Source organism: Acidimicrobiales bacterium (assembly GCA_035533595.1).
Taxonomy (GTDB): domain Bacteria; phylum Actinomycetota; class Acidimicrobiia; order Acidimicrobiales; family Bog-793; genus DATLTN01.
Genome location: DATLTN010000072.1, coordinates 21,278 through 41,946 on the forward strand (window position 1 = coordinate 21,278; position 20,669 = coordinate 41,946).

General features: G+C 72.0%; 19 protein-coding genes and 1 pseudogene. 10 read left to right on the forward strand and 10 right to left on the reverse strand.

What is annotated here, in order from left to right:
• Positions 1–68 precede the first annotated feature (68 nt).
• The 7 genes from VNF07_13405 to VNF07_13435 form a co-directional block, all read right to left on the reverse strand.
• Positions 69–1,082 (reverse strand): peptidoglycan-binding protein, encoded by a 1,014-nt coding sequence (locus tag VNF07_13405; GenBank protein HVB07234.1) that lies wholly within the window; start codon positions 1,080–1,082, stop codon positions 69–71.
• A gap of 35 nt (positions 1,083–1,117) precedes the next feature.
• Entirely contained in the window at positions 1,118–1,441 is a 324-nt protein-coding gene (gene trxA / locus VNF07_13410; protein ID HVB07235.1) for a thioredoxin, read from the reverse strand.
• A gap of 101 nt (positions 1,442–1,542) precedes the next feature.
• The gene (gene trxB, locus VNF07_13415) at positions 1,543–2,535 is read right to left on the reverse strand and encodes a thioredoxin-disulfide reductase (protein ID HVB07236.1); all 993 of its coding nucleotides are present in this window, start codon (positions 2,533–2,535) and stop codon (positions 1,543–1,545) included.
• Entirely contained in the window at positions 2,522–2,851 is a 330-nt protein-coding gene (locus VNF07_13420) for a hypothetical protein (GenBank protein ID HVB07237.1), read from the reverse strand. The genes trxB and VNF07_13420 overlap by 14 nt, the downstream gene beginning before the upstream one ends.
• Positions 2,852–2,875: 24 nt before the next feature.
• Positions 2,876–3,715 (reverse strand): DegV family protein, encoded by an 840-nt coding sequence (locus tag VNF07_13425; protein HVB07238.1) that lies wholly within the window; start codon positions 3,713–3,715, stop codon positions 2,876–2,878.
• Positions 3,716–3,727: 12 nt separating this feature from the next.
• Complete coding sequence (murJ, locus tag VNF07_13430) at positions 3,728–5,338, reverse strand: murein biosynthesis integral membrane protein MurJ (protein ID HVB07239.1); 1,611 nt, start codon at positions 5,336–5,338, stop codon at positions 3,728–3,730.
• Complete coding sequence (locus tag VNF07_13435; protein ID HVB07240.1) at positions 5,335–7,464, reverse strand: hypothetical protein; 2,130 nt, start codon at positions 7,462–7,464, stop codon at positions 5,335–5,337. Before VNF07_13435 ends, murJ begins: the two co-directional genes overlap by 4 nt.
• Positions 7,465–7,523: 59 nt before the next feature.
• Here VNF07_13435 and VNF07_13440 point away from each other — a divergent pair, with 59 nt between their 5' ends.
• Positions 7,524–8,564, forward strand: a complete 1,041-nt coding sequence (locus VNF07_13440; protein HVB07241.1) for a histone deacetylase — start codon at positions 7,524–7,526, stop codon at positions 8,562–8,564.
• 31 nt (positions 8,565–8,595) lie between these two features.
• On the forward strand, positions 8,596–10,008 hold the full coding sequence (locus VNF07_13445; GenBank protein ID HVB07242.1) for a CCA tRNA nucleotidyltransferase: 1,413 nt from the start codon (positions 8,596–8,598) through the stop codon (positions 10,006–10,008).
• A 7-nt stretch (positions 10,009–10,015) separates the two neighbouring features.
• On the opposite strand, the gene VNF07_13450 is transcribed toward VNF07_13445, so the two are convergent.
• Positions 10,016–11,092: an inositol-3-phosphate synthase gene (locus VNF07_13450; protein ID HVB07243.1), complete on the reverse strand. Its 1,077-nt coding sequence runs from the start codon at positions 11,090–11,092 to the stop codon at positions 10,016–10,018.
• Between the two features lie 22 nt (positions 11,093–11,114).
• Entirely contained in the window at positions 11,115–11,819 is a 705-nt protein-coding gene (locus tag VNF07_13455; protein ID HVB07244.1) for a PadR family transcriptional regulator, read from the reverse strand.
• 134 nt (positions 11,820–11,953) lie between these two features.
• On the opposite strand from VNF07_13455, the gene VNF07_13460 reads away from it, so the two are divergent.
• A complete protein-coding gene (locus VNF07_13460; protein HVB07245.1) occupies positions 11,954–12,367 on the forward strand; it encodes a DUF5318 family protein in 414 nt (137 codons plus the stop codon).
• A 61-nt stretch (positions 12,368–12,428) separates the two neighbouring features.
• Positions 12,429–13,250, forward strand: coding sequence for a 3-methyl-2-oxobutanoate hydroxymethyltransferase (panB, locus tag VNF07_13465; protein ID HVB07246.1), 822 nt, complete (start codon positions 12,429–12,431; stop codon positions 13,248–13,250).
• A 21-nt stretch (positions 13,251–13,271) separates the two neighbouring features.
• Here panB and VNF07_13470 read toward each other — a convergent pair whose 3' ends face one another.
• Complete coding sequence (locus tag VNF07_13470; protein HVB07247.1) at positions 13,272–15,830, reverse strand: hypothetical protein; 2,559 nt, start codon at positions 15,828–15,830, stop codon at positions 13,272–13,274.
• 251 nt (positions 15,831–16,081) lie between these two features.
• Here VNF07_13470 and rpsF point away from each other — a divergent pair, with 251 nt between their 5' ends.
• The 6 genes and pseudogenes from rpsF (at position 16,082) to VNF07_13500 (ending at position 20,571) form a co-directional block, all read left to right on the forward strand.
• Entirely contained in the window at positions 16,082–16,435 is a 354-nt protein-coding gene (gene rpsF, locus VNF07_13475; GenBank protein HVB07248.1) for a 30S ribosomal protein S6, read from the forward strand.
• Between the two features lie 18 nt (positions 16,436–16,453).
• Positions 16,454–16,915 (forward strand): single-stranded DNA-binding protein, encoded by a 462-nt coding sequence (gene ssb, locus VNF07_13480; protein ID HVB07249.1) that lies wholly within the window; start codon positions 16,454–16,456, stop codon positions 16,913–16,915.
• Positions 16,916–17,173: pseudogene (gene rpsR, locus VNF07_13485) on the forward strand (30S ribosomal protein S18).
• A 221-nt stretch (positions 17,174–17,394) separates the two neighbouring features.
• A complete protein-coding gene (gene rplI / locus VNF07_13490; protein HVB07250.1) occupies positions 17,395–17,841 on the forward strand; it encodes a 50S ribosomal protein L9 in 447 nt (148 codons plus the stop codon).
• Positions 17,842–18,039: 198 nt separating this feature from the next.
• Positions 18,040–19,428, forward strand: coding sequence for a replicative DNA helicase (dnaB, locus tag VNF07_13495; GenBank protein HVB07251.1), 1,389 nt, complete (start codon positions 18,040–18,042; stop codon positions 19,426–19,428).
• Between the two features lie 114 nt (positions 19,429–19,542).
• A complete protein-coding gene (locus VNF07_13500; protein HVB07252.1) occupies positions 19,543–20,571 on the forward strand; it encodes a potassium channel protein in 1,029 nt (342 codons plus the stop codon).
• Positions 20,572–20,669: the final 98 nt, after the last annotated feature.

Sequence of the window (20,669 nt, forward strand, 5' to 3'; positions counted from 1 at the left end):
GGCAGTTTCTGCCTAAACATCGCGACTTCCGCGCGACATCGCTGGCGCTTCACGCGGAACGAGAGGTCTCAGGCGGAGGCGGCGAGCCAGTCGGTGAGGCAGTCGACGACGCCGCGTGCGAGCGCGCTCACCCGTTGCACGACGACCGTCGGCCGGCCGAGCTGGAGCTCGACCGCCGGCATGCGGGTCTCGCGCAAGATGGGCAGTGCGATCCCGCAGGTGCCGCCGTCGTCGAGGTCGAGGATCCCCGGCAGCACCGCCTGCAGTCGCTCGGCCAGGGAGCGACTCGTAACTGATTCGTAATGGAATCCCCGGTAGTAAGCGGAGGTGCAGCTCGCGCGGTCCGGGTGGATCCGCAGGCTCACGAAGCAGTCGGCACCGGCGGCGTTCGCCGTCGCCGCCTGGCGGGTGGGGTCGGGGTCGTGGAGCTCGAGGGCGGTGGCGCCCCGCTCGCGAAGCGCTCGGGAGAGCGAGAGCGCGCCCACCATGAACCCCCCGTCTTCGCCGACCGCGACGCGGTGTCCGGCGAGGGTCACCTTCCCGGAGTGGACGCGCAGCCGCTCGCTGATCGGACTCACGAGGTCCGCCCCGCCGACGGGAGGCTGGAACCGCCGGAGGTCGGCGACGGTCTCCCGTCCGCAGGTGCCGTCGACGGGGAGGCCGGCGTTGCGCTGGAAGTTCTGCACGGCCTCGGTGGTGTCATCGCCGAAGATGCCGTCGATGCGACCGGGGTCGAAGCCGAGTGCGGAGAGGCGGCGCTGCAGCTCGGCAACGTCGTCGCCACGCAGCATCGGCGCCTGGCGGTAGAGGAGGCGGTCGCCGAGGCGGTAGCCGGCCTCGACGAGGGCGGACCACGTCACCGGCTCGCAGACACCCGAGGCGGCGAGGCCCCGCCCTCGCTGGAAGGTCGCGACGGCCTCGGTGGTCGCCGCCGCGTAGACGCCGGGCGGGTCGGTGGCGGGGAGGTCGAGCTCGGCGAGTCGCGACTGCAGGTCCAGCACCGCCGAGCCGCGGTCGCCCGTGCGCAACGGCAGCGCCGCCGATCCCTGCTCGAGCTGGGTCGAGGTGATCGGGGGCCGCACGGCCTCATGGTAGAGGCCGCGGGCCCCGTCGTTTCTTACAGCAGGGGTTCCAAATCGGCGAGCAGCGCCGTCTTGGACTTCGCCCCGACGATGCGCAGCGCCGGCTCACCGTCCTTGAACAGGATCAGCGTCGGGATGCTCATCACCTCGAAGCGCTGGGCCGTCTTCACGTTGTCGTCCACGTTGAGCTTCATGACGCGGATCGAGCCGCTCTTCTCCGTGGCGATCTCGTCGAGGATCGGCGCCACCATCTTGCAGGGTCCGCACCACTCGGCCCAGAAGTCGACCAGGATCGGCGTCTCCGACGCCCGGATCTCCTCGTCGAAGGTGCTGTCCGTGATTGCTGACGCTTGTGACACCGTTCCTCCTTGTCCTTCGGTCGACGGTCGCGCTGCACCTGTTGCCGCCGACCTACTGCATAGAACGCCGTTGCCGGCGCGCGCATTCCTCGATGTGGGGCTCAGCCCCCGAGCCGGTCGTGCTCGTCCTCGAGGAAGCGCTCGACGTCGATCGCCGCCATGCACCCCGAGCCGGCAGCGGTGATCGCCTGGCGGTAGACGTGGTCCTGGACGTCGCCGCAGGCGAAGACGCCTTCGACGCTGGTCCTCGTCCCGTCGTGGGTCACGAGGTAGCCGTTCTCGTCCATGTCGAGCTGCCCGGCGAACAGTGAGGTGTTCGGGGCGTGGCCGATCGCGACGAAGACGCCGGAGAGGGCGATCTCCTCCTGCGCGCCGGTGACGACGTCGCGCACGCGCAGGCCTTCGAGCTTCTGCTCGCCGAGCACCTCGGTCACCACCGAGTCCCAGCGGAAGGAGATCTTCGGGTTGGCGAGCGCCCGGTCCTGCATGATCTTCGAGGCGCGGAGCTCCTTGCGGCGGTGGATGACGAGCACCGAGCTCGCGAACTTCGTGAGGAAGATCGCCTCCTCGAGGGCGGAGTCGCCACCGCCCACGACGCCGATCGGGAGGTCCCGGAAGAAGAAGCCGTCACAGGTCGCGCAGGTGGACAGGCCGTGACCGAGCAGCCGGCTCTCGCCCTCGACGTTCAGCAGGAGCGAGCGTGCGCCGGTGGCGACGATGACCGAACGGGCGCGGTAGTCGGGCTCGTCGCTCTGCGAGCCCTCCTTCCAGATGGCAAAGGGACGCGCCGAGAGGTCGATCTTGCCCGCCCGCTCGGTGCGGATCTCCGCGCCGAAGCGCTCCGCCTGCCCGCGAAAGCCCCGCATGAGTTCGGGCCCCATGATCCCCTCGGGGAAGCCGGGGAAGTTCTCGACCTCGGTGGTGAGCATCAGCTGGCCGCCGGGCTGGTCCGACCCGGAGGAGGGCTCGCCCTCGAGGGCGAGCGGCGCGAGGTCGGCACGCGCCGCGTAGATGGCGGCGGTGAGCCCCGCCGGCCCGGAACCGAGGACGACCACCTCCCGGACTTCGCCCTCGCGGTCCTCAGTTGACGACATCGTCCCTCCTCACCTTCGCACTCATGCGCAGGAGGAACAGCCCGCCGGCACCGAGCATTCCCCCGATGAGGAAGTCACCCGCCCAGACCCGCCCCCGGAAGATGTCCTGGTCAACGAGGTGGAGGAGGCCGACCCCGATCGCGAGCAGGACGCCGAGGGCGATCACGAGCGCGGCGAGGGCGCTGATGGCCGTCGTCGACACCTTGAGCAGCGGCCGCAGTGAATGGTCGCGGATGAGGTCGACCAGCTCCTCGACGCGGTGCGCCAGCTGATTGGCCAGATCCTGGTGGTTCCCGGTCGGTTCCTCGCTTGCCATGGGGGAAGGTTACGGCGGCCGGCGCTAGGCCCGGCGGTAGCAGAGGCCGATCGTCCCCGAGCCCGTGTGCGCACCGATCACCGGGCCGATGGCCGTCACGATCGTGTCGGCCCGCGGGAAGACCTCGGCGAGGGGGTCGAGGATCTCGTCGAGGTCGCCGGCGGCGGCGTGCACCACGGCGAGCGCGGCGAGGGGGCCCGCGGCGGCGGCCTTGTCGACGAGGTAGCGGAGCGACCGGGCGCGGGTGCGTTGCTTGGACTCACCCTCGACGGCGCCGTCACGCACCTCGATTACCGGCTTGATCGAGAGCAGGGAGCCGATCAGCGCTTGTGCCGAGCCAATCCGCCCGCCGCGGCGGAGCGTCTCGAGGTTCTCGAGGGTGCCGAAGACCGAGATCGATTCAACCGCCCGCTCCGTCGCCCCGACGAGGGCGCCGAGGTCGGCGCCCTCGGCCGCGAGCGCTGACGCGTGCAGCACGAGCAACCCCTCGCCCATCGTCGCGAGCCGCGAGTCGACGACCGAGACGGGGATCTCCGCGGCGACCTCGGTCGCGCCGGCCCGTGCCGCCTGGAAGGTGGCCGACAACCGGGAGGAGATGGTGACGCACAAGACGCCGCTCGCGCCGTCGGCGGCCGCGGCGCGGAAGGCCTCGGCGAAGAGCCCGGGCGAGGGCGCCGCCGTCTCCGCGAGCGAGTCGGTGGCGTTCGCCAGCTTCCAGAACTCCTCGCCCGGGAGCTCCGCCAGTTCGGCGGGGTCATGGTCGCCGAGGCGCACCTCGAGGGGGACGGTGCGGATTCCGGCGCGCTCGCTCAGCTCCTTCGGGAGGTCGCTCGCGCTGTCGGTGACGATCTGCACTCCGGCCACGGTCTTCTCCCCTCAGCGGCGCGGTCGGCGGGAAGTCTGCCAGCCGGCCATCGAGGCCGCTACGCCCGCGCCGCCGAGGTAGACGAGGCCGCCGACGGTGACGCTCACGAGGAGGCGCAGCCAGCCGAGCAGGCCGCTCCCGCTCCCGAGCACCGCCGAGGTAAAGGCGACGGCGAGCGCCATCAGCAGGCTGAGCACGACCGCACGCAGGCAGGAGAGGGCGGTCGCCCTCCCGCCGATCGTGCCGAGGCGTCGGCGCAGCACGGCGAGCGCCACCCCCGCGCCGACGGTGTAGGCGAGGGCGTAGGCGAGGGCCAGGCCCTTCACTCCGAGGGGGCGGTAGAAGGCGAAGGCGAGGGCGATGTTGGCCCCGTTCTCGAGGACGTAGCACCAAAAGGCGGTGCGGGTGTCCTGCATCGCCTGGAAGGTCCTGATCGCGAGCACCCAGATGCAGAAGGCGGGGAGGCCAAGCGCGAAAAGCGCGAGCGTCGAGGCGGTCTGCACCGCGTCGGCGGCCACGAAGCGGCCGTGGTCGAGGACGAGGGCGATGAGCGGCTTGGCGAGGACGAGGTAGCCGATCGCCGCCGGGAGGATGAGCGCGAGCACCTGGCGGCCCGCCGAGCCGAAGGTGCGGCCGAGCGCGACGCGGTCGCCCGCCGCGTGGGCGCGCGCGAGCGCGGGGGTGGCGACGTTCACGATCGAGACGGCGACCACGGCGTAGGGGAAGAGGAAGAACTGGTACGCGTAGGAGTAGTCGGCGACCTTATTGAGGTGGTACTCGAGCGCCTGCACGACGAAGACGGCGAGCTGGTTGGCCGCCACGAAGCCGAGGGTCCACCCTGAGAGGCGCCAGATCGCGCCGAGCGCCGGGTCGTGCGGCCGCCAGATGAGCCGCAGGCGGGCGCCCGAGCGCGCGAGCGACGGGAGGAGCGCGGCTGCCTGCAGGACGACGCCCGCGGTCGTGCCGATCCCGAGCATCGCGACGTGGGCACCGCTCAGCCGGCCCGAGGTCACCTCTACGGCGCTCGCCATGCGCGAGAAGAGCAGCAGGATGGCGATGCCGACGACGTTGTTCACCACGGGGACGATCCCGACGGCAACGAAGCGGTCGCGGGTCGCGAGCACCGCGCCGAGGAGGCTGATCAGCCCGTAGGCGAGGACCTGCGGCGCGAAGTAGCGGAGGAACTCGACGGCCAGCGCCCGTTGCTGGGCGTTGCCCGAGGTGGTGGGGGTGCCGAGCGAGTAGAGGTCGATGATCGCCGGCGCGAGCACGACGAGCAGCACCGTGCTCACCGCGAGCACGAGCACCGACATGCTGAACACGGCCGAGATCGAGCGCTCCGCCTCGCGGCGGGGACGGTGGGCGAGGCGGTCGACGAAGACCGGGACGAAGCTCGCCGTGAGGATGCCGCCGAGGACGAGGTCGTGGACGATGTTCGGGGTGTTGTTCGCGAGGTTGTAGGCGTTCGCGCTGTTGCTCTTGCTCCCGCCGAGCGCGTAGACGACCGCGACCAGGCGCAGCAGCCCGGTGACGCGCGAGGCGATGGTCCCCGCGCCCGTCCGCAGCGACGCGCCCGCCCGTCGGCTCGCGGCGAGCTGCGGGCTCTCCTCCGGTGCTGTCACTCCGGCGCGAGCACGCCCGCCGGCAAGGCCCGGCGCCGCCGGCTCCGCAGGATCGAGCGGATCCACCACGCGAGGAGCACGGCGAGCGCCGCCACCGAGAGGGCGATGGCCTCGCCGGAGATCGCCGTCGAGCGCACCGAGAAGTCGCTCGAGCGGAAGAGCACCACCGAGCCGCGGGGCGAGACGAGCTCGAGCGCGAGGTCGAAGGCGCCGGAGGTGCGCGCCGTCACGGTGATGTTCTCGCTGTTGTCGCCGGCCTGCAGAGAGAGCGGCTCGGAACGGTTGGCGGTCCCGGGAAAGGAGAGCGCGTCCTCGGCCGAGGAGAGGCGGAGCACCACGCGCAGGGGCCCGGGCGCGGGCCATGCCACCTTGATCGTCACGGGGATCTTGCCGCGCAGCGAGGTGAGGGCGACCCGGCGGCTGCTCGAGATGCTGAGGGAGCGGCGGAACTCGGGGAGGATCCCGTTCACGGCTGCGGTGAAGCGCAGCCGTGCCCGCTCGGAGAGGTCTGCTCCCTCGGAGACGAGGATGTCGTCCTCGAGGACGTTCTCGCGCGTCGTGTCCAGTCGGGCGATGGAGTGGTACACGGCTAGCGCACTGTGGGCGCTGTCGATCGCCCTCGCCGGGAGCGCGTCGAGGGTGCCGGACGGTTGCAGGGGGGCGCTGCTCGCGTTCCATGTCGCGCCATTCGAGCCGGTAGGGACCTCGTCGAAGAGCGAGGTCAGCGTCGAGGTGGAGAGGATCGGGTTGGCGCTGAGACCACCGAGCACCGTGTCGAGCAGCGACTTCACCGTCGACGCACCGCTCGGAAGGGAGCCCGGGGCGACGACGACGGCGCGGGGCTGAGTGAGGGCGGGGTCGTCGAAGTAGATCTGGGCGAGCTCGGCGAGCAACTCGTGGCCGGCGAGCACCGGGTCGTCACCTGGTGCGGAGAGCTCGTCATCGAGCGCGGGGTAGCTCGGAAGCGCCAGCGGTGCCGAGCCGGCGGGGTTCTTCCGCTCCGAAAACAACGAGAAGGGCGCGGTCTGCAAGTGCGGGAGGGAGAAATCGATGTCAGCTGCGGGTACGACGAGCGTCCCGACTCCCGCGGCCGCGAGCAGACCTAGACCCGCATCGCTGAGCCGACCGGTAGTGACATAGGGGGCGGTGGGGTCGATGGCGATGCCCGGGAAGGCGACTCCGGCGGCGCCCGCGGCACGCGAGAGCTGCGCGGCGAGGTCGCCGCCGAGACCGGCCGCGGCGAGCGCCGAGACGTTCGTGGGCGTGAAGGTCGTCCGTAGAAGCTCGACGTTGCCGTTGTTGCTCCCGCGGGTGAGCACGCCGCGCAGCATCGTGAGGCGACCGCGCGCCGCGCGCCGGGTGGCGGCCGCCTCTTCGAGGGCGACGAGGAGCTGCGGGTAGAGCGCGACCGAGACGGTGGTACGCGTGTGGCTGTTGAGCGCCGAGATCTCCGCGCCGAGCGTAGCGAGGGAGCCGCCCGAGAGCGCCGCCGCGTGCGCGGGGTTGAGCGCGGGGCTGGTGCCGATCGGCAGGGCGAGGCCGACGCGGAGCGGGACCGTCGCGGCCCCCGAGATGTAGATCACGTGGGTGGTGAGTCGGGTGAGCACCGTGCCCTCGGCGCGGGTGACGAGGGCGACGGTGAGGGGGTAGACGCCGGCCCCCCCATTGAGGACAAGCGTTGGGAGCACACCCGGGGCGGCGGGCGCGCTCGTGGCGATGTTGAGGGCGAGCGAGGCCGCGACCTCAGTCGGTGCCGTGTCATTCTTCGCGAGCGGGAGCGATCCGCCCACGACCCCAGGCGACGCGGGGAGCGTGGGGAGCGTGCCAAAGGAGTTGACAGTCTTGATGCTCGGATAGAGGAAGAGCTCAAAGCCGAGGTCGGTCGCGGGGAGTGGTGACTGCACCGAGAGGTCGACGGTGAGGGTGCCGCCCGCTTGCACCACGGTCGGGCTCTGGGAGGTGAGGCGGAGCGTGCTCGTGGTGATCGCGGCGCTCAGGTGGCCGCGCCGTGCCGCCGTAGCCGGCACGGCGGCGGTGACGAGGGCGACGAGGGCCGCGACGGTGAGGAGGGCGCCACGGCGTGCTCTACGCGACGCGCTCGGCGCGGCTGACCCCGTTCCGTCCACCTCGGGGCGAGAGCCTATCGACGGGCAGGCCGTTGATCAGGGCGAGTACGTTGCGGGCGATGGGCGTCCTGTTCGGCGCGCACGACGCCTACCTCCTGCACGACCCCGGGGCGGGTCATCCGGAGTCCCCCCGCCGGTTGCGGGCGGTCGCCGAGGGGATCGCCGCCGCCGGCTTCGCCGAGGGGGTGGTGCCCTTCGAGCCGCGGCGGGCGACCGACGTCGAGCTCGACCGCGTCCATCACCCGCGCTACGTCGCCGCGCTGGCACGCCTCTGCTCGGCCGGCGGTGGGAGGCTCGACCCGGACACCGCTGTGGTCGCTGCCTCCGAGGAGGCGGCGCGCCGCGCCGCGGGGGCGGGGCCGGACGCCATCGCCCGGCTCCGCGCCGGAGAGGCCGACGCTGCGTTCCTCGCGCTGCGCCCCCCCGGTCACCACGCCCGGCCTTCCGGGGCGATGGGCTTCTGCCTCTTCAACAACGTCGCCGTCGCCGCCGCGGCACTCGTCGCGGAGGGCGAGCGGGTGCTGATCCTCGACTGGGACGCGCACCACGGGAACGGCACCCAGGAGGCCTTCTACGAGGAGCCGGAGGTGCTCTTCTTCTCCCTCCACCAGTACCCCTACTACCCGGGGACGGGGGCTCTCGACGAGGTGGGCGCCGGAGCCGGCGAGGGGCGGACGATCAACCTCCCCTTCCCCGCCGGGACGTCTGGGGACGCCTACCGGGCCGCCTTCGACGAGGTGCTGGCGCCGGCGGCGGAGCAGTTCGCGCCCACCTGGCTGCTCGTGTCGGCGGGTTTCGACGCGCACCGGGCTGACCCGCTGACCGACCTCGGCCTCACCTCGGGGGACTTCGCCGACCTCGCGGCGCGCGCCGCGCGCCTCGTCCCGCCGGGGCGACGGCTGTTCTTCCTCGAGGGCGGGTACGACCTCGAGGCCCTCGGCCGTTCGGCGGCGGCGACCCTCGGCGCCCTCCTCGGGGTCGACTACCGCCCCGAGCCCCCTACCGCGGGCGGCCCCGAGGGGGGTCCGACCCTCGCCGCGCAGGCGGTGGCGCGCGCCGCCGGTCAGCTGCACGAACGCTCCGAGCGCCGCCGGTCTTGAGCGTCGCGCGGGGCGGGTAGCTTCGCGGCCCGTGGTTCCCGAGCGCCTCCGGCTGGTCATCGAGGAGTGCGCGCCGCTCGCCGAGCGCTTCTCATCGGCGGGTCACCGTCTCTACCTGGTCGGCGGCACGGTGCGCGACGCGATCGCCGGACGCCCCGGGGAGATCGACGAGAGCCTCGACGAGGTCGACTTCGACCTCACCACCGAGGCGCTCCCCGACGAGATCGAGCGCCTCCTCTCGGGGTGGGCGGACGCGCTGTGGACCCAGGGCAAGCGCTTCGGCACGATCGGCGGGGCGAAGGGCGCGCGTCGCTACGAGGTCACGACGCACCGCGCCGAGGCCTATTCCCCCGACTCGCGCAAGCCCGAGGTGCGCTTCGGGAGCGACATCCGCACCGACCTCTCCCGCCGGGACTTCACGGTGAACGCGATGGCGCTGCGCGTCGACGGCGGCGTCCCCGAGCTCATCGACCCCTTCGACGGCCTCGGCGACCTGATGAGCGCCCACCGCCTGCGGACCCCGCTCGATCCCGCGGTCTCCTTCTCCGACGACCCGCTGCGGATGCTGCGCGCCGCCCGCTTCCTCGCCGGCTACGGCCTCGCCCCCGAGACCGAGCTCCGCGAGGCCGTCGTCGCGATGCACGATCGCCTGTCGATCGTCTCCGCGGAGCGCGTCCGCGACGAGCTGAACAAGCTCGTCGAGCTGCCCGACCCCGAGGCGGGGCTGTGGTTCGTCGTCGAGACGGGACTCGCCGACGAGTTCCTCCCCGAGCTCCCGGGCCTCGCCCTTGAGCAGGACCCGATCCACCGCCACAAGGACGTGCTCGCGCACACGATCGCGGTCGTGGGGAAGACCGCCCCCGACCGCATCCTCCGCCTCGCCGCCCTGCTGCACGACATCGGCAAGCCGCGCACCCGCGCCTACGGCCCCGGCGGGGTCTCGTTCCACCACCACGACGTCGTCGGGGCGCGCATGGCGCAGCGGCGCCTCGTGGCCCTCAAGTACTCGGGCGCCGAGGTCGAGGAGATCACCCGCCTCGTCGAGCTCCACCTCCGCTTCCACACCTACAAGATGGGCTGGACCGACGCCGCGGTCCGGCGTTACGCGAACGACGCCGGCCCGCTGCTCGACCGGCTGAACGCGCTCACCCGCGCCGACTGCACGACGCGCGACGCGCGCCGTGTCCGGGAGCTCGAGCAGCGGATGGACGAGCTCGAAGAGCGCCTCGCGGAGCTGCGCGAGCGGGAGGCGCTGGAGGCGATTCGCCCCGAGCTCGACGGCGCGCAGGTAATGGCGCACCTCGGCGTCGCCCCCGGCCCCGTCGTCGGCCGCGCCCTCGCCGCCCTGCTGGAGGTGCGGCTGAACGACGGCCTGCTCGGCGAGGAGGAGGCCTACCGGCGCCTCGAGGAGTGGTGGCGGGAGCAGCCCGAGTCGACGGGCTGAGCGGGGATCAGCGCCCGGCGGCGAAGTCCTCGACCATCTGGTGCGCCTGCTCGTCGCGGTACTGCACCGGCGGCGACTTCATGAAGTACGCGGCGGGGCCAAGCAGCGGGCCGCCGAGGCCGCGGTCAAGGGCGATGCGCGCGCAGCGCAGCGCGTCGATGATCACGCCCGCCGAGTTCGGAGAGTCCCAGACCTCGAGCTTCAGCTCGATGCTGAGCGGCACGTCGCCGAAGTTGCGACCCTCGAGGCGGATGTAGGCCCACTTGCGGTCGTCGAGCCATGCGACATGGTCAGAGGGGCCGATGTGCACCGCGTCCGCGGCGATGCCGTTGTCGATCTGGCTCGTCACCGACTGGGTCTTGGAGATCTTCTTCGACTCGAGGCGCTCGCGCTCGAGCATGTTCTTGAAGTCCATGTTGCCGCCGACGTTCAGCTGGTAGGTGCGGTCGAGGACGGTGCCGCGGTCCTCGAAGAGGCGGGCGAGCAGGCGGTGCAGGATCGTCGCCCCGACCTGGCTCTTGATGTCGTCGCCGATGATCGGCACGCCGGCGTCGGTGAAGCGTTTGGCCCAGACCGGGTCGCTCGCGATGAAGACCGGGATCGCGTTGACGAAGGCCACGCCGGCCTCGAGTGCGGCGCTCGCGTAGAACTTCTGCGCCTCCTCCGAACCGACGGGGAGGTAGGAGACGAGGACGTCGACGGCGCGCTCGGTGAGGATGCGGGCGACGTCGACCGGCGCCGCGGGGGACTCCTCGATCGCCTCCCGGTAGTACTTGCCGAGACCGTCGAGGGTCGGGCCGCGGTCGACGTTCACGCCGAGGGCGGGGACGTCGGAGAAGCGGATCGTGTTGTTGTGGCCGGCGAAGATCGCCTTGCCGAGGTCGAGGCCGACCTTCTCGGAATCGACGTCGAAGGCGGCCACGAACTCGATGTCGCGGACGTGGTAGCCGCCGAGCTCGACGTGCATCAGCCCCGGCACCATCTCGGTCGGGTCGGCGGCGCGGTAGTACTCGACTCCCTGCAGCAACGAGCAGGCGCAGTTGCCCACGCCCGCGATCGCCACCCGGATCTTCTCGCTCCTCATCAGTGCATCCTCCTGTTGGTGTTCATCGTTCCTGTGCGGCAGCCGACGGCTGCGCGCCTCGGGTCGGGGCGCCGCTGAGGGCGCCGTCTAACGGGGTGCTCGGTTCGGGATCGGTGAGCCGCTCGGCTTCGAGGAGACGCTCGATCCAGGAGAGGTCGCTCGCCGTGGCGTCGCGGGCGTGCTCCGCGATCGCCTGCTCGTAGCGGTCGAGGGGGCGGAGGGGGTGGGCGAGGGAGCGCTCGGCGCGCGTCAGGCGGTCGTTCAGCTCCACCCGCCGGCGCTCGAGGAGGCGCACCCTGCTCGCCGGGGGGAGATGGCGCGCGAAGGCGAGGCGTACCGAGAAGCCCCGCGCGTCACCGTCGTTGGAGGGCGGGGATTCGAGGAGCTGCGCGAAGAGCTCCTCGCCGCGCTCGGTGATCTCGTAGACCTTGCGGGCGCGCGTCCCCCGGCCACCGAGGGCCGCCGCGGCCTTGGCGGTCGCCCGACGCGCCACCGTCGCGGCGCGCTCCCCACCGAGCGAGCCGGTGAGGGGGAGTTCCACGACCGCGCCAGTGTCGGGGGCGAGGGTGCGGATCGCGCCGGAGCGCTCGAGGCGGGCGAGCGCCGGGTAGAGCGAGCCGAACGAGAGATTGGCGAGCGCGCCGAAGTCGTCGCGGAGGCGCTTGCGGAGGTCGTAGCCGTGCATCGGGCGCTCCTTGAGCAGTCCCAGCAGGGCGAACTCGATCACCAAAACAGGATAACAGATGTATCGATTCGATATAAGGATCCGCGACGGCAGGAGTCTCGCGCCGGCGGTCGCCGTCTGTTGGGTCAGCGGGGGAGTACCGGTCGAGGAGGGCCCACCGGCTACCCTTCGCTCCAGTGCGCAGCCGAGGAGAGCTCACCGCGGAACGGCCGGTCACCGGCCTCGGGCAGATCGAGTATCGCCTTGCCCGCGACTCCCTCATCCGCGAGTACCGGCGAGGGCGCCTCTCGCGGGTCGACGTCTGCGACGCGCAGCCCGAGCTGCTGCGGGTTGCGACGAACCTCGGCAAGCCGACGGAGATCCCCTGCCCGATCTGCGAGGACCACGAGCTCGTTCAGGTCCTCTTCGCCTTCGGTCCCCGCCTCCCCGCGGCGGGGCGGGCGCTCGCCAGCCCGACGGAGATGCGCGGCCTCGCGCGGCGCGGCTCGGATGTCGCCTTCTACCTCGTCGAGGTGTGCACCGAGTGCCGGTGGAACCATCTGCTGCGGATGTTCAACGCCTCCGCGGCACGCCAGCGCGTCGCACGCTGATCCCGTTACGCTCGCGGGTGCCGCCGGCAGCTACCGGGCACCGGACGGCGAGGAGGCGGAGATGAGCGAGAAGGTCACCGCGCCGGCGATCGCTGCCAGGAAGCGCCGGGACGGCGCCCGGCCGATCGTCATGGTCACCGCCTACGACACACCCTTCGCCGGCATCGTCGACCGCGCCGGAGTGGACGCGATCCTCGTCGGGGACTCGGTCGCGAACAACGTCCTCGGCCTCGAGACGACCCTCCAGGTCGGCGTCCCCGAGATCCGCCACCACGTCGGGGCGGTGGCGCGAGCCAAGCCCAACGCCCTCGTCGTCGCCGACCTCCCGTGGATGAGCTACCACGTCGACATCGCGGACAGCCTCCGCAACGCCGCCGAGCTCGTGCACGCGGGCGCGGAGGCCGTGAAGCTCGAAGGCGGTCGCCGCCGGCTGCCCGTGATCCGCGCCCTCCTCGACGCGGAGATCCCGGTGATGGGCCACCTCGGTCTCACGCCGCAGTCGGTGCACTCCCTCGGGGGGATGCGCGTGCAGGCCCGCGACGCCGAGGCCGCCGAGGCCCTCGAGCTCGACGCCAAGGCGCTCGCCGACGCGGGGTGCTTCGCGATCGTCCTCGAGGGCGTTCCCGACGTCGTCGGCGCGCGGGTCACCGAGGCGATCGAGGTCCCGACGATCGGGATCGGCGCCGGCCCGGGCTGCGACGGGCAGGTGCTCGTCCTTCACGACCTCGTCGGCCTCAACCGTGGCCCCGTCCCGAAGTTCGTCCGTCGCTACGCCGACCTCGCGACCCTCGCCGAGGAAGCGGTAGCGGCCTTCGCCCGCGACGTGGCCTCCGGCGCCTATCCCGACGACAGCGAGAGCTACCACTCCTCGCGCCTCGACTGACTGCGCCGCGCCGGCGCCGGCTCAGCTCCCGGTGGCCGCGATCGCGGCGCTCGCCGTGGCCGTCGTGTAGTCGGCGCTGTCGGTCGGGGTGAAGGTGACCTGCAGGGTGTGGCTCCCGGCGGTGAGGAGGCTCCCTGCGGCCGGGGAGTAGCTGAAGGTCCCGGCGACGCTCGCCGTGGCGTCGAGCTGGGTGCTCGAGAGCGAGCTCCCGGCGGCGACGGCGGCCGGTGCCGGCCAGCTGATCACGGGGCTTGCCTGGGTCGCCACGAGGGTCGTCGCGGCCGTGGCCGTGGTGTAGTCGGCGCCGTCGGTCGGGGTGAAGGTGACCTGCAGGGTGTGGCTCCCGGCGGTGAGGAAGCTCCCTGCGGCCGGGGAGTAGCTGAAGGTCCCGGCGACGCTCGCCGTCGCGTCGAGCTGGGTGCTCGAGAGCGCGCTCCCGGCGGCGAGGGCGGTCGGCGCCGGCCAGTTGAGCGCGGGCGTCGCCGCCGCGACGGCGAGCGTGACGCTCTCGGTGATGCTCGCGAACGCGGCGGTGTTCGTCGGCGTGAAGGTGACCTGCAGGGTGTGGGCCCCGGCGCCGAGCACACTGCCTGCGGGCGGGCTGTAGGCGAAGGTCCCCGGCACGGGTGAGCGGGCGTCCAGCTGCGCGGAGGAGAGTGCGCTCCCGTAGGTGATCGGATGGGGGGCGCTCCAGCTGACGGTCGGTGTGAGCGGGTTGGCGACGACGATCGGCGTGGTCGCGGTGACCGGCTCGTAGGCCGCGGCGTCGGTCGGAGTGAAGGTCACCGAGAGGGTGTCGGTGCCCGGCGCGGGGAGGCTGCCGAGCGGCGGGTCGTAGCTGTAGGTGCCGGCGACCGAGGTCCTCGCGTCGAGCTGACTGGCGGTCAGCGCGGACCCGGCGGCGATCTCGTGCGGCGCCGGCCAGGTGATCTCCGGGGTCGAGCGGCTCGCGGTGAGCGGGACCGTTTGGGAGGCGGTCGTGTAGTCGACCGAGTTCGCGGGGGTGAAAATGACCGACACGTCCTGGGTCCCCGCGAGGAGCGGGGTGCCGAGCGGCGGCGAGTAGCTGAAGCTCCCCGGGGCCGAGGCCTTGCCGGCGAGCTCGCTCGCCCTGAGCGTGCTGCCCGGGAGCACGCCCGCCGCCGGGTTGAAGGAGATCGTCGGCTTCGCCGGGGTGACCGAGAGCGTGGTCGAGACCTGCGCGCTCGCGTAGTCGTTGCCGTCGGAGGGGGTGAAGGTGGCGCTCAATGTGTTGCTGCCGGCGTTGAGGACGGTGCCGGCGGCCGCGGGCCAGTGGTAGCTGAACGAGCCGTGCACCGAGGCTGAGGCGCCGAGCTCGTCGGAGTCGAGGGCGGTGCCGTAGGTGAGGGAGCCCGGCGAGGGCCACGAGAGCGACGGCGTCGCACGCCCGACGGTGAGGACGGCCGTGGCGTGCACGGGGCGGTAGTCCAGCTTGTCGCGCGGGGTGAAGAGCACCGAGAGCGAGCGCTCGCCGGCCGCGAGGAGCGTGCCGGGAGCGGGTGAGTAGCTGAAGGTGCCGCGTACCGAGGCGGTCGCGTCGAGCTGGCCCACGCCGAGGGGGGTGCCGTAGGTGATCGCGGTGGGGCCCACCCAGCTGACCTCCGGCGCGGCCGTGCCGTAGACGATCGGCGCGGCCAGGCGGTAGCGCCGGTCGCCGCAGTTCTCCTTACAGCGCAGGTCGATCACGGTCGCCGCCGCGGCCTCCGGCGAGGCCCTGCGGCGTGCCGCGGCGTGGTAGTAGGCGGGGGCGATGCCACCCTCGGCGAAGCCGCAGTCGGTGAGGCGCAGGCGGACCTCCGCCTCGGGGACCCAGGAGAGGCGGAAGCTCCCGTCCGCGGCGGTCAGCGTGCCGACGGCGAGGCCGCCCTCAGGGACCGCGGCGACGCAGACGTCGGAGAGTGGGTGGCCGAGCGGATTGACGACCGCCCCACGGACGACGACGGTCGTCGGCCCCCAACCGGCCCGCGCTCCCGAGGAATCACCACCGGCGGGAGCGTTCTCCGTCGCGCCCGGCCCCTGCGGCCCGACCGGGCCGGCGGGAGCGCCGGCGACGACGCTCGCATAGCCGCTCTCGGTGGAGGAGAGCTGGCCGTAACCCGTCCAGTTCGAGGAGGCGAGCGCGTGGGCGAGGCCGTCCCGGGTGGACTTCGGGTTGCGCAGGGCGGCGAGGATCGGCGCGTCGAAGCTCTGCTGCATCGTGCTCAGCGTCGCCCGGTAGCCGACCGACAGGGAGGGGTAGGTGCGCACACCGGCGCTGTTCCACAGCCCCGCCCCCGGTGCGGGCAGCTCGGTGTCGAGGGGGTTGTAGACGTTGCCGAGGTAGAAGGTCCCCTCGACGGTCGCCCAGCGCTCGAGGAAGACCACCCGCGCCTCGCCCGCGCCGCTCGCAGGCACGCCGAGATAGGAGAGGTATCCGGCGGCCCACTGCTCGAACGAGAGCGTGCTCGCCGCCGCACCCCCCGCGGTGCCGGCGAGCGTCGCAGCGGCCATCGCGGCCGCGCCGGCGATGCGGGCGAGGGCGCGAGCGCGCCGGTGGCGAGGTTTGAAGATACGGGACACGGGGTAAGTCTCTCTGGCCAGTTGAGCGCGCCCATACTGTCGGAGATCCCCCACTCCGGTCGAGGGTTTTCCGGAGTTTGATCAGGGAATTTGGGCAACCCGCCGTTGCGAGACGGCAACGGGCAACCCCCCGACAGCGCACGGCCGGCTCGGGAGGGGCTGTCACGATCGTCGGCTACGCTGCGAGAGCCATATTCACCCCTGCCCCGCTGACGGGGCCCCGCCGCACCGTCGGCGGGTCCGGAGGAGGTGTGCCGCTCGTGCGGCCATACGAAGTAGTCATCATCTTCGACGCGACTCTTGACGAGACCGTCATTCGGGAAACCACCGATGCGGTCGTGGAGTTCGTCCGTTCTCGTGGCGGATCACCTGGTCATGTCGACCGGTGGGGACGTCGCCCCTTCGCCTATGAGCTCAAGCACCGCACTGAGGGCTATTACGTGTTCATCGAGGTAAACGGCGAGCCCGCACTGCTCGCCGAGGTGGACCGGATGCTCTCGCTCAGCGACGACGTGCTCCGCCACCGGGTGCTCCGCCGCCCGGAGGGCCGTCAGCCCGCCGCCGCTGCCGCGGCCGCCGAGCCAAAGGGCGCAACGGCTGAGTAGTCGAGGATTGGAGATCACATGCCAGGCAACAGCGTCACGCTCGTAGGGAACGTCACCCGAGACCCGGAACTGCGCTTCACGCCCACCGGTCAGGCGACCGCGACCTTCGGGCTCGCCGTCAACCGCCGCTGGCAGAACCGCCAGACCCAGGAGTGGGAAGAGGCCACCAGCTTCTTCGACGTCGTCTGCTGGCGGGAGATGGCAGAGAACGTGAGCGAGAGCCTGACCCGCGGGGCGCGGGTGATCGTCTCGGGGCGGCTCGAGCAGCGCTCCTGGGAGACCGCCGAGGGCGAGAAGCGCTCGCGGATCGAGGTCATCGCCGACGAGCTCGGGCCCAGCCTCCGCTGGGCGAGCGCGCAGGTCGTGAAGAACGAGCGCCGCACCCCTGGCGAGGGCGGTCCCCAGGGTCAGCCCCGACCCCCCGCCGCCGCGCCGGAGCGCCCGGCGCCAGAACCGTACGAGGACGAGGAGCCTTTCTAGATGGCACGGAACAACGACCGGGAGCGGTCGACGCGGCGCGCACCGAAGGACAACGGCCGCCGCACGAAGAAGAAGGTCTGCATCTTCTGCAAGGACCACCTGGACCACGTCGAGTACAAGGACGTGAACCTGCTCCGCAAGTTCATGTCCGACCGGGGGAAGATCCGCGCCCGCCGTGTCTCTGGCAACTGCGCCCAGCACCAGCGGGCCGTGGCGATCGCCATCAAGACGGCGCGCGAACTCGCGCTGCTGCCGTACACGCAGCGCACGACGACTGAGCGCCCCGGCGGCCGTGGCCCCGGACGTGGTCGGCCGTCCTACGGTGGCGACCGCGCCCCCGCCGCGCCTGTCGACGGCCCCGCCGCCGAGACCGACGGCCCCGCCGGCCCCGAGGTCGAGGAGGCGCCGGATGTCGAGGACGAGGTCGGCTCGGACGCTGAGGTCGAGCTCGTCGGCGCCGTCGACGAGGGTGGTGAGGCGTGAGGGTCGTCCTGAGGGCGGACGTCCCCACCGTCGGCAAGCGCGGCGACATCGTCGACGTGAGCGACGGCTTCGCGCGCAACAACCTTGTCCCGTCGGGGCGAGCGATCGTCGCCTCGGACGGCATTGCCGCGCAGGCTGCGTCGATGCGCCGCTCGCGTGACCTGAAGGACTCGAAGGACCGCGAGGCCGCGGAGGCCATCGCCCAGCGGCTCGTCCCGCTCGCGATCACCATCCCGGCGCGTGCCGGTCGCGAGGGGAAGCTGTTCGGCTCGGTGACGCCGGGGGACATCCTCGACGCGGTCGAGGCGCAGTCGGGGATCGCGCTCGACCGGCACCGTCTCGTGAGTCATGAGCCGATCAAGACGCTCGGCACCCACGAGGTGGCGGTCCGCCTGCACAGCGACGTCGAGTTCCCGTTGCACATCGAGGTCGTCGCCGGCTGATTCCCTATCCACCGACGATCGTGACTTTGGGCCGCCCCTCGTGGGCGGCCCAATCGCTGATACAACCGGGCTTTACCCTGCGGCCATGGCCGTGCCGTCGAAGGGGTGCCCAGCGCCGAACCCCACAGGTACCCCCGCTTCGTCCCCCGGAAATGCACAGGAACCGCTCCTAGCGGTACCCAAGGCGGACGGGCCAAGGTGAGCGCCACCATGCTGCAGCCCCTCGACGAGAGTCGCCGCCGCCCCCGCGCGACGCCACCGGAGCGGGCGACGGGCGGGCGGGTCCCGCCGCACAACCTCGAGGCCGAGGAGTCCCTCCTCGGAGCGATGCTCCTCTCGCGCGACGCGATCGCCACCGCGATCGAGCGTTGCTCGGCGAGCGACTTCTACCGTCCGTCGCACGCCCAGATCTTCCACGCCATCACCGCCCTCTATGGCCAGGGCGAGCCCGCCGACGCCGTCACCGTCGCCGAGGAGCTACGGCGGGCAGGGGCGCTCGAGGAGGTCGGCGACACCGCCGCGCTCGTCTCACTGCAGTCGAACACCCCGGCGATCTCCTCGGCCGGCCGTTACGCCCGGATCATCGAGGAGCACGCCCTTCTGCGCCGCCTGATCGGGGTGTCGAGCGAGATAGCCGAGCTCGCCTTCGAACTCCCCGAGGACGTCAGCGAGGCGGTGGACCGCGCCGAGTCGATGGTCTTCGAGGTCGCGCAGCGCCGGACGACCGACACGGTGATGTCGCTCGAGGAGCTGCTCTCCCAGAGCCTCGACCGTCTCGAGGAGCTCTACGGTCGCGGCGAGTCGATCACCGGGGTGCCCACCGGCTTCCACGACCTGGACGAGCACCTCGCCGGCCTGCAGCCCTCCAACCTGCTCGTCGTCGGCGCCCGTCCCTCGATGGGCAAGACCGCCTTCGCCCTCGGGATCGCGGCGAACGCCGCGGTGCAGGGGATCCCGGTGCTCTTCTTCTCGCTCGAGATGAGCCACCTCGAGATCGCCCAGCGCGTGCTCTGCGCGGAGGCGCGCGTCGACGCGGCGCGGATGCGCAACGGCCGCCTGCTCGAGGGCGACTGGCCGAAGATCTCGAACGCCATCGGCCGCATCGGCAACGCTCCCCTCCACATCGACGACAACCCGAACGTCACGGTGATGGACATCCGCGCCCGCGCCCGCAGGATGAAAGCCCGCGAAGGGCTCGGCCTTGTGGTCGTCGACTACCTCCAGCTGATGACGGGGCGGAGCCACGCCGAGAACCGCCAGGTCGAGATCTCCGAGATCAGTCGAGGGCTGAAGATCCTCGCCCGCGAGCTCGAGATCCCGGTGCTCGCCCTCAGCCAGCTCTCCCGAAACCTCGAGAGCCGCTCGGACAAGCGACCGATGCTCGCCGACCTGCGCGAGTCCGGCGCCATCGAGCAGGACGCGGATGTCGTGATGTTCATCTATCGCGACGAGGTGTACAACAGCGAGTCCTCGGACCGGGGGAGCGCCGAGATCATCGTCGCCAAGCACCGCAACGGCCCGACTGGCACCGTGGAGCTCGCCTTCGTCGGGAACTACGCCCGCTTCGCCAACATGGCGCGGGTCTGACCGCTCGTCGAAAAGCCCTGGTCGAAAGGGCCGCCCGCGTAAGCTCGAGGCGCTCGCCGGCGACAGCGCGGCCGCGGCGGGGCCCGGGCGGCAGGACTCCCGAGGAAGGGCACCGTGGCGCGACTGCAGGAGCGGTGGAACAAGCGGACGGCCGACCCGGGGCTGGTGCTGTTCCTCGCTGCGCGGCTGCGCCCGGCACTCGCCGCCGTCGCCCTCGTCTTCGTGGGCTCGACCCTCGGCTACCTGGTGCTCGAGCGCTACAGCGTGCTCGACGCGATGTTCATGTCGATGATCACGCTCTCGACCGTCGGCTACAGCGAGGTGCACCCCCTCGACAGCGGGGGTCGGATCTTCACGATGGGTGTCATCGCGGCGGGCTTCGCGACCCTCGTCTACGCGGCCGCGACGCTCACGAACCTGTTCACCTCCGGTGAGGCGGGCAGCTACCTACGGCTGAGGAGGGGAAGACGGATGCGCGAGCAGCTGAGCGACCACGTCATCGTGGTCGGCTTCGGACGGGTCGGGCAGGCGGCGAGCCTCGGCGTCACCGAGTTCGGCTTCCCCTGCCTCGTGATCGAGCGCAACGCGGAGCGGGAACAGGCGATCCTCGACGCTGGCTGCGTCCCGATGATCGGCGACGCGACCTCCGAGAGCGACCTCGTGGAGGCCGGGATCCACCGCGCGCGGGCGCTCATCGCCGGGGCGGAGGACGACGCGATCAACCTCATCATCACGCTGACGGCGCGCGCCGTGCGCGGCGACCTGCGGATCATCTCGCGGGTGAACGAGATGGCCTGGCAGGGCCGTATCGAGAGCGCTGGGGCGAACGTCGCCCGCTCGCCCTACCGCAGCTATGGCATCTCCCTCGCCGCGCAGGCGGTGACTCCGGGCCTCCTCGAGCTGCACGCCGTGCCCTCCCTCGGCCTCTCGACCGAGGAGGTGGAGGTCTCGCCCACCTCGCAGCTCATTGGCCGCCCCCTCGAGGAGCTCTCCGGCCACGGCCACGGCATCTTCGTCCTCGGCCTGCGCCGCCACGAGCAGTTCCGGAGCTGGCACGACCTCGACGGGCCGATCGAGGCCGGCGACGTGCTCGTCGCCCTCGGCCCGAACGAGGAACTGCGCGAACTCGCGGCCCTGTGCTGAGGCGCGGCGCGGACCCTCGATAGGGTGGGCTGAGCGCGGCCGGAGCGCTGCCAGCCGAGGAGGCCTCCATTCGCGTCGGGATCATTGCGCCGCCCTGG

Bases quoted from the DNA above. Each gene is read 5' to 3' on its own strand.
- trxB (HVB07236.1), bottom strand. From the start codon at position 2,535: ATGTCGTCAACTGAGGACCGCGAGGGCGAAGTCCGGGAGGTGGTCGTC.
- VNF07_13420 (HVB07237.1), bottom strand. From the start codon at position 2,851: ATGGCAAGCGAGGAACCGACCGGGAACCACCAGGATCTGGCCAATCAG.
- VNF07_13440 (HVB07241.1), top strand. From the start codon at position 7,524: ATGGGCGTCCTGTTCGGCGCGCACGACGCCTACCTCCTGCACGACCCC.
- VNF07_13450 (HVB07243.1), bottom strand. From the start codon at position 11,092: ATGAGGAGCGAGAAGATCCGGGTGGCGATCGCGGGCGTGGGCAACTGC.
- panB (HVB07246.1), top strand. From the start codon at position 12,429: ATGAGCGAGAAGGTCACCGCGCCGGCGATCGCTGCCAGGAAGCGCCGG.
- ssb (HVB07249.1), top strand. From the start codon at position 16,454: ATGCCAGGCAACAGCGTCACGCTCGTAGGGAACGTCACCCGAGACCCG.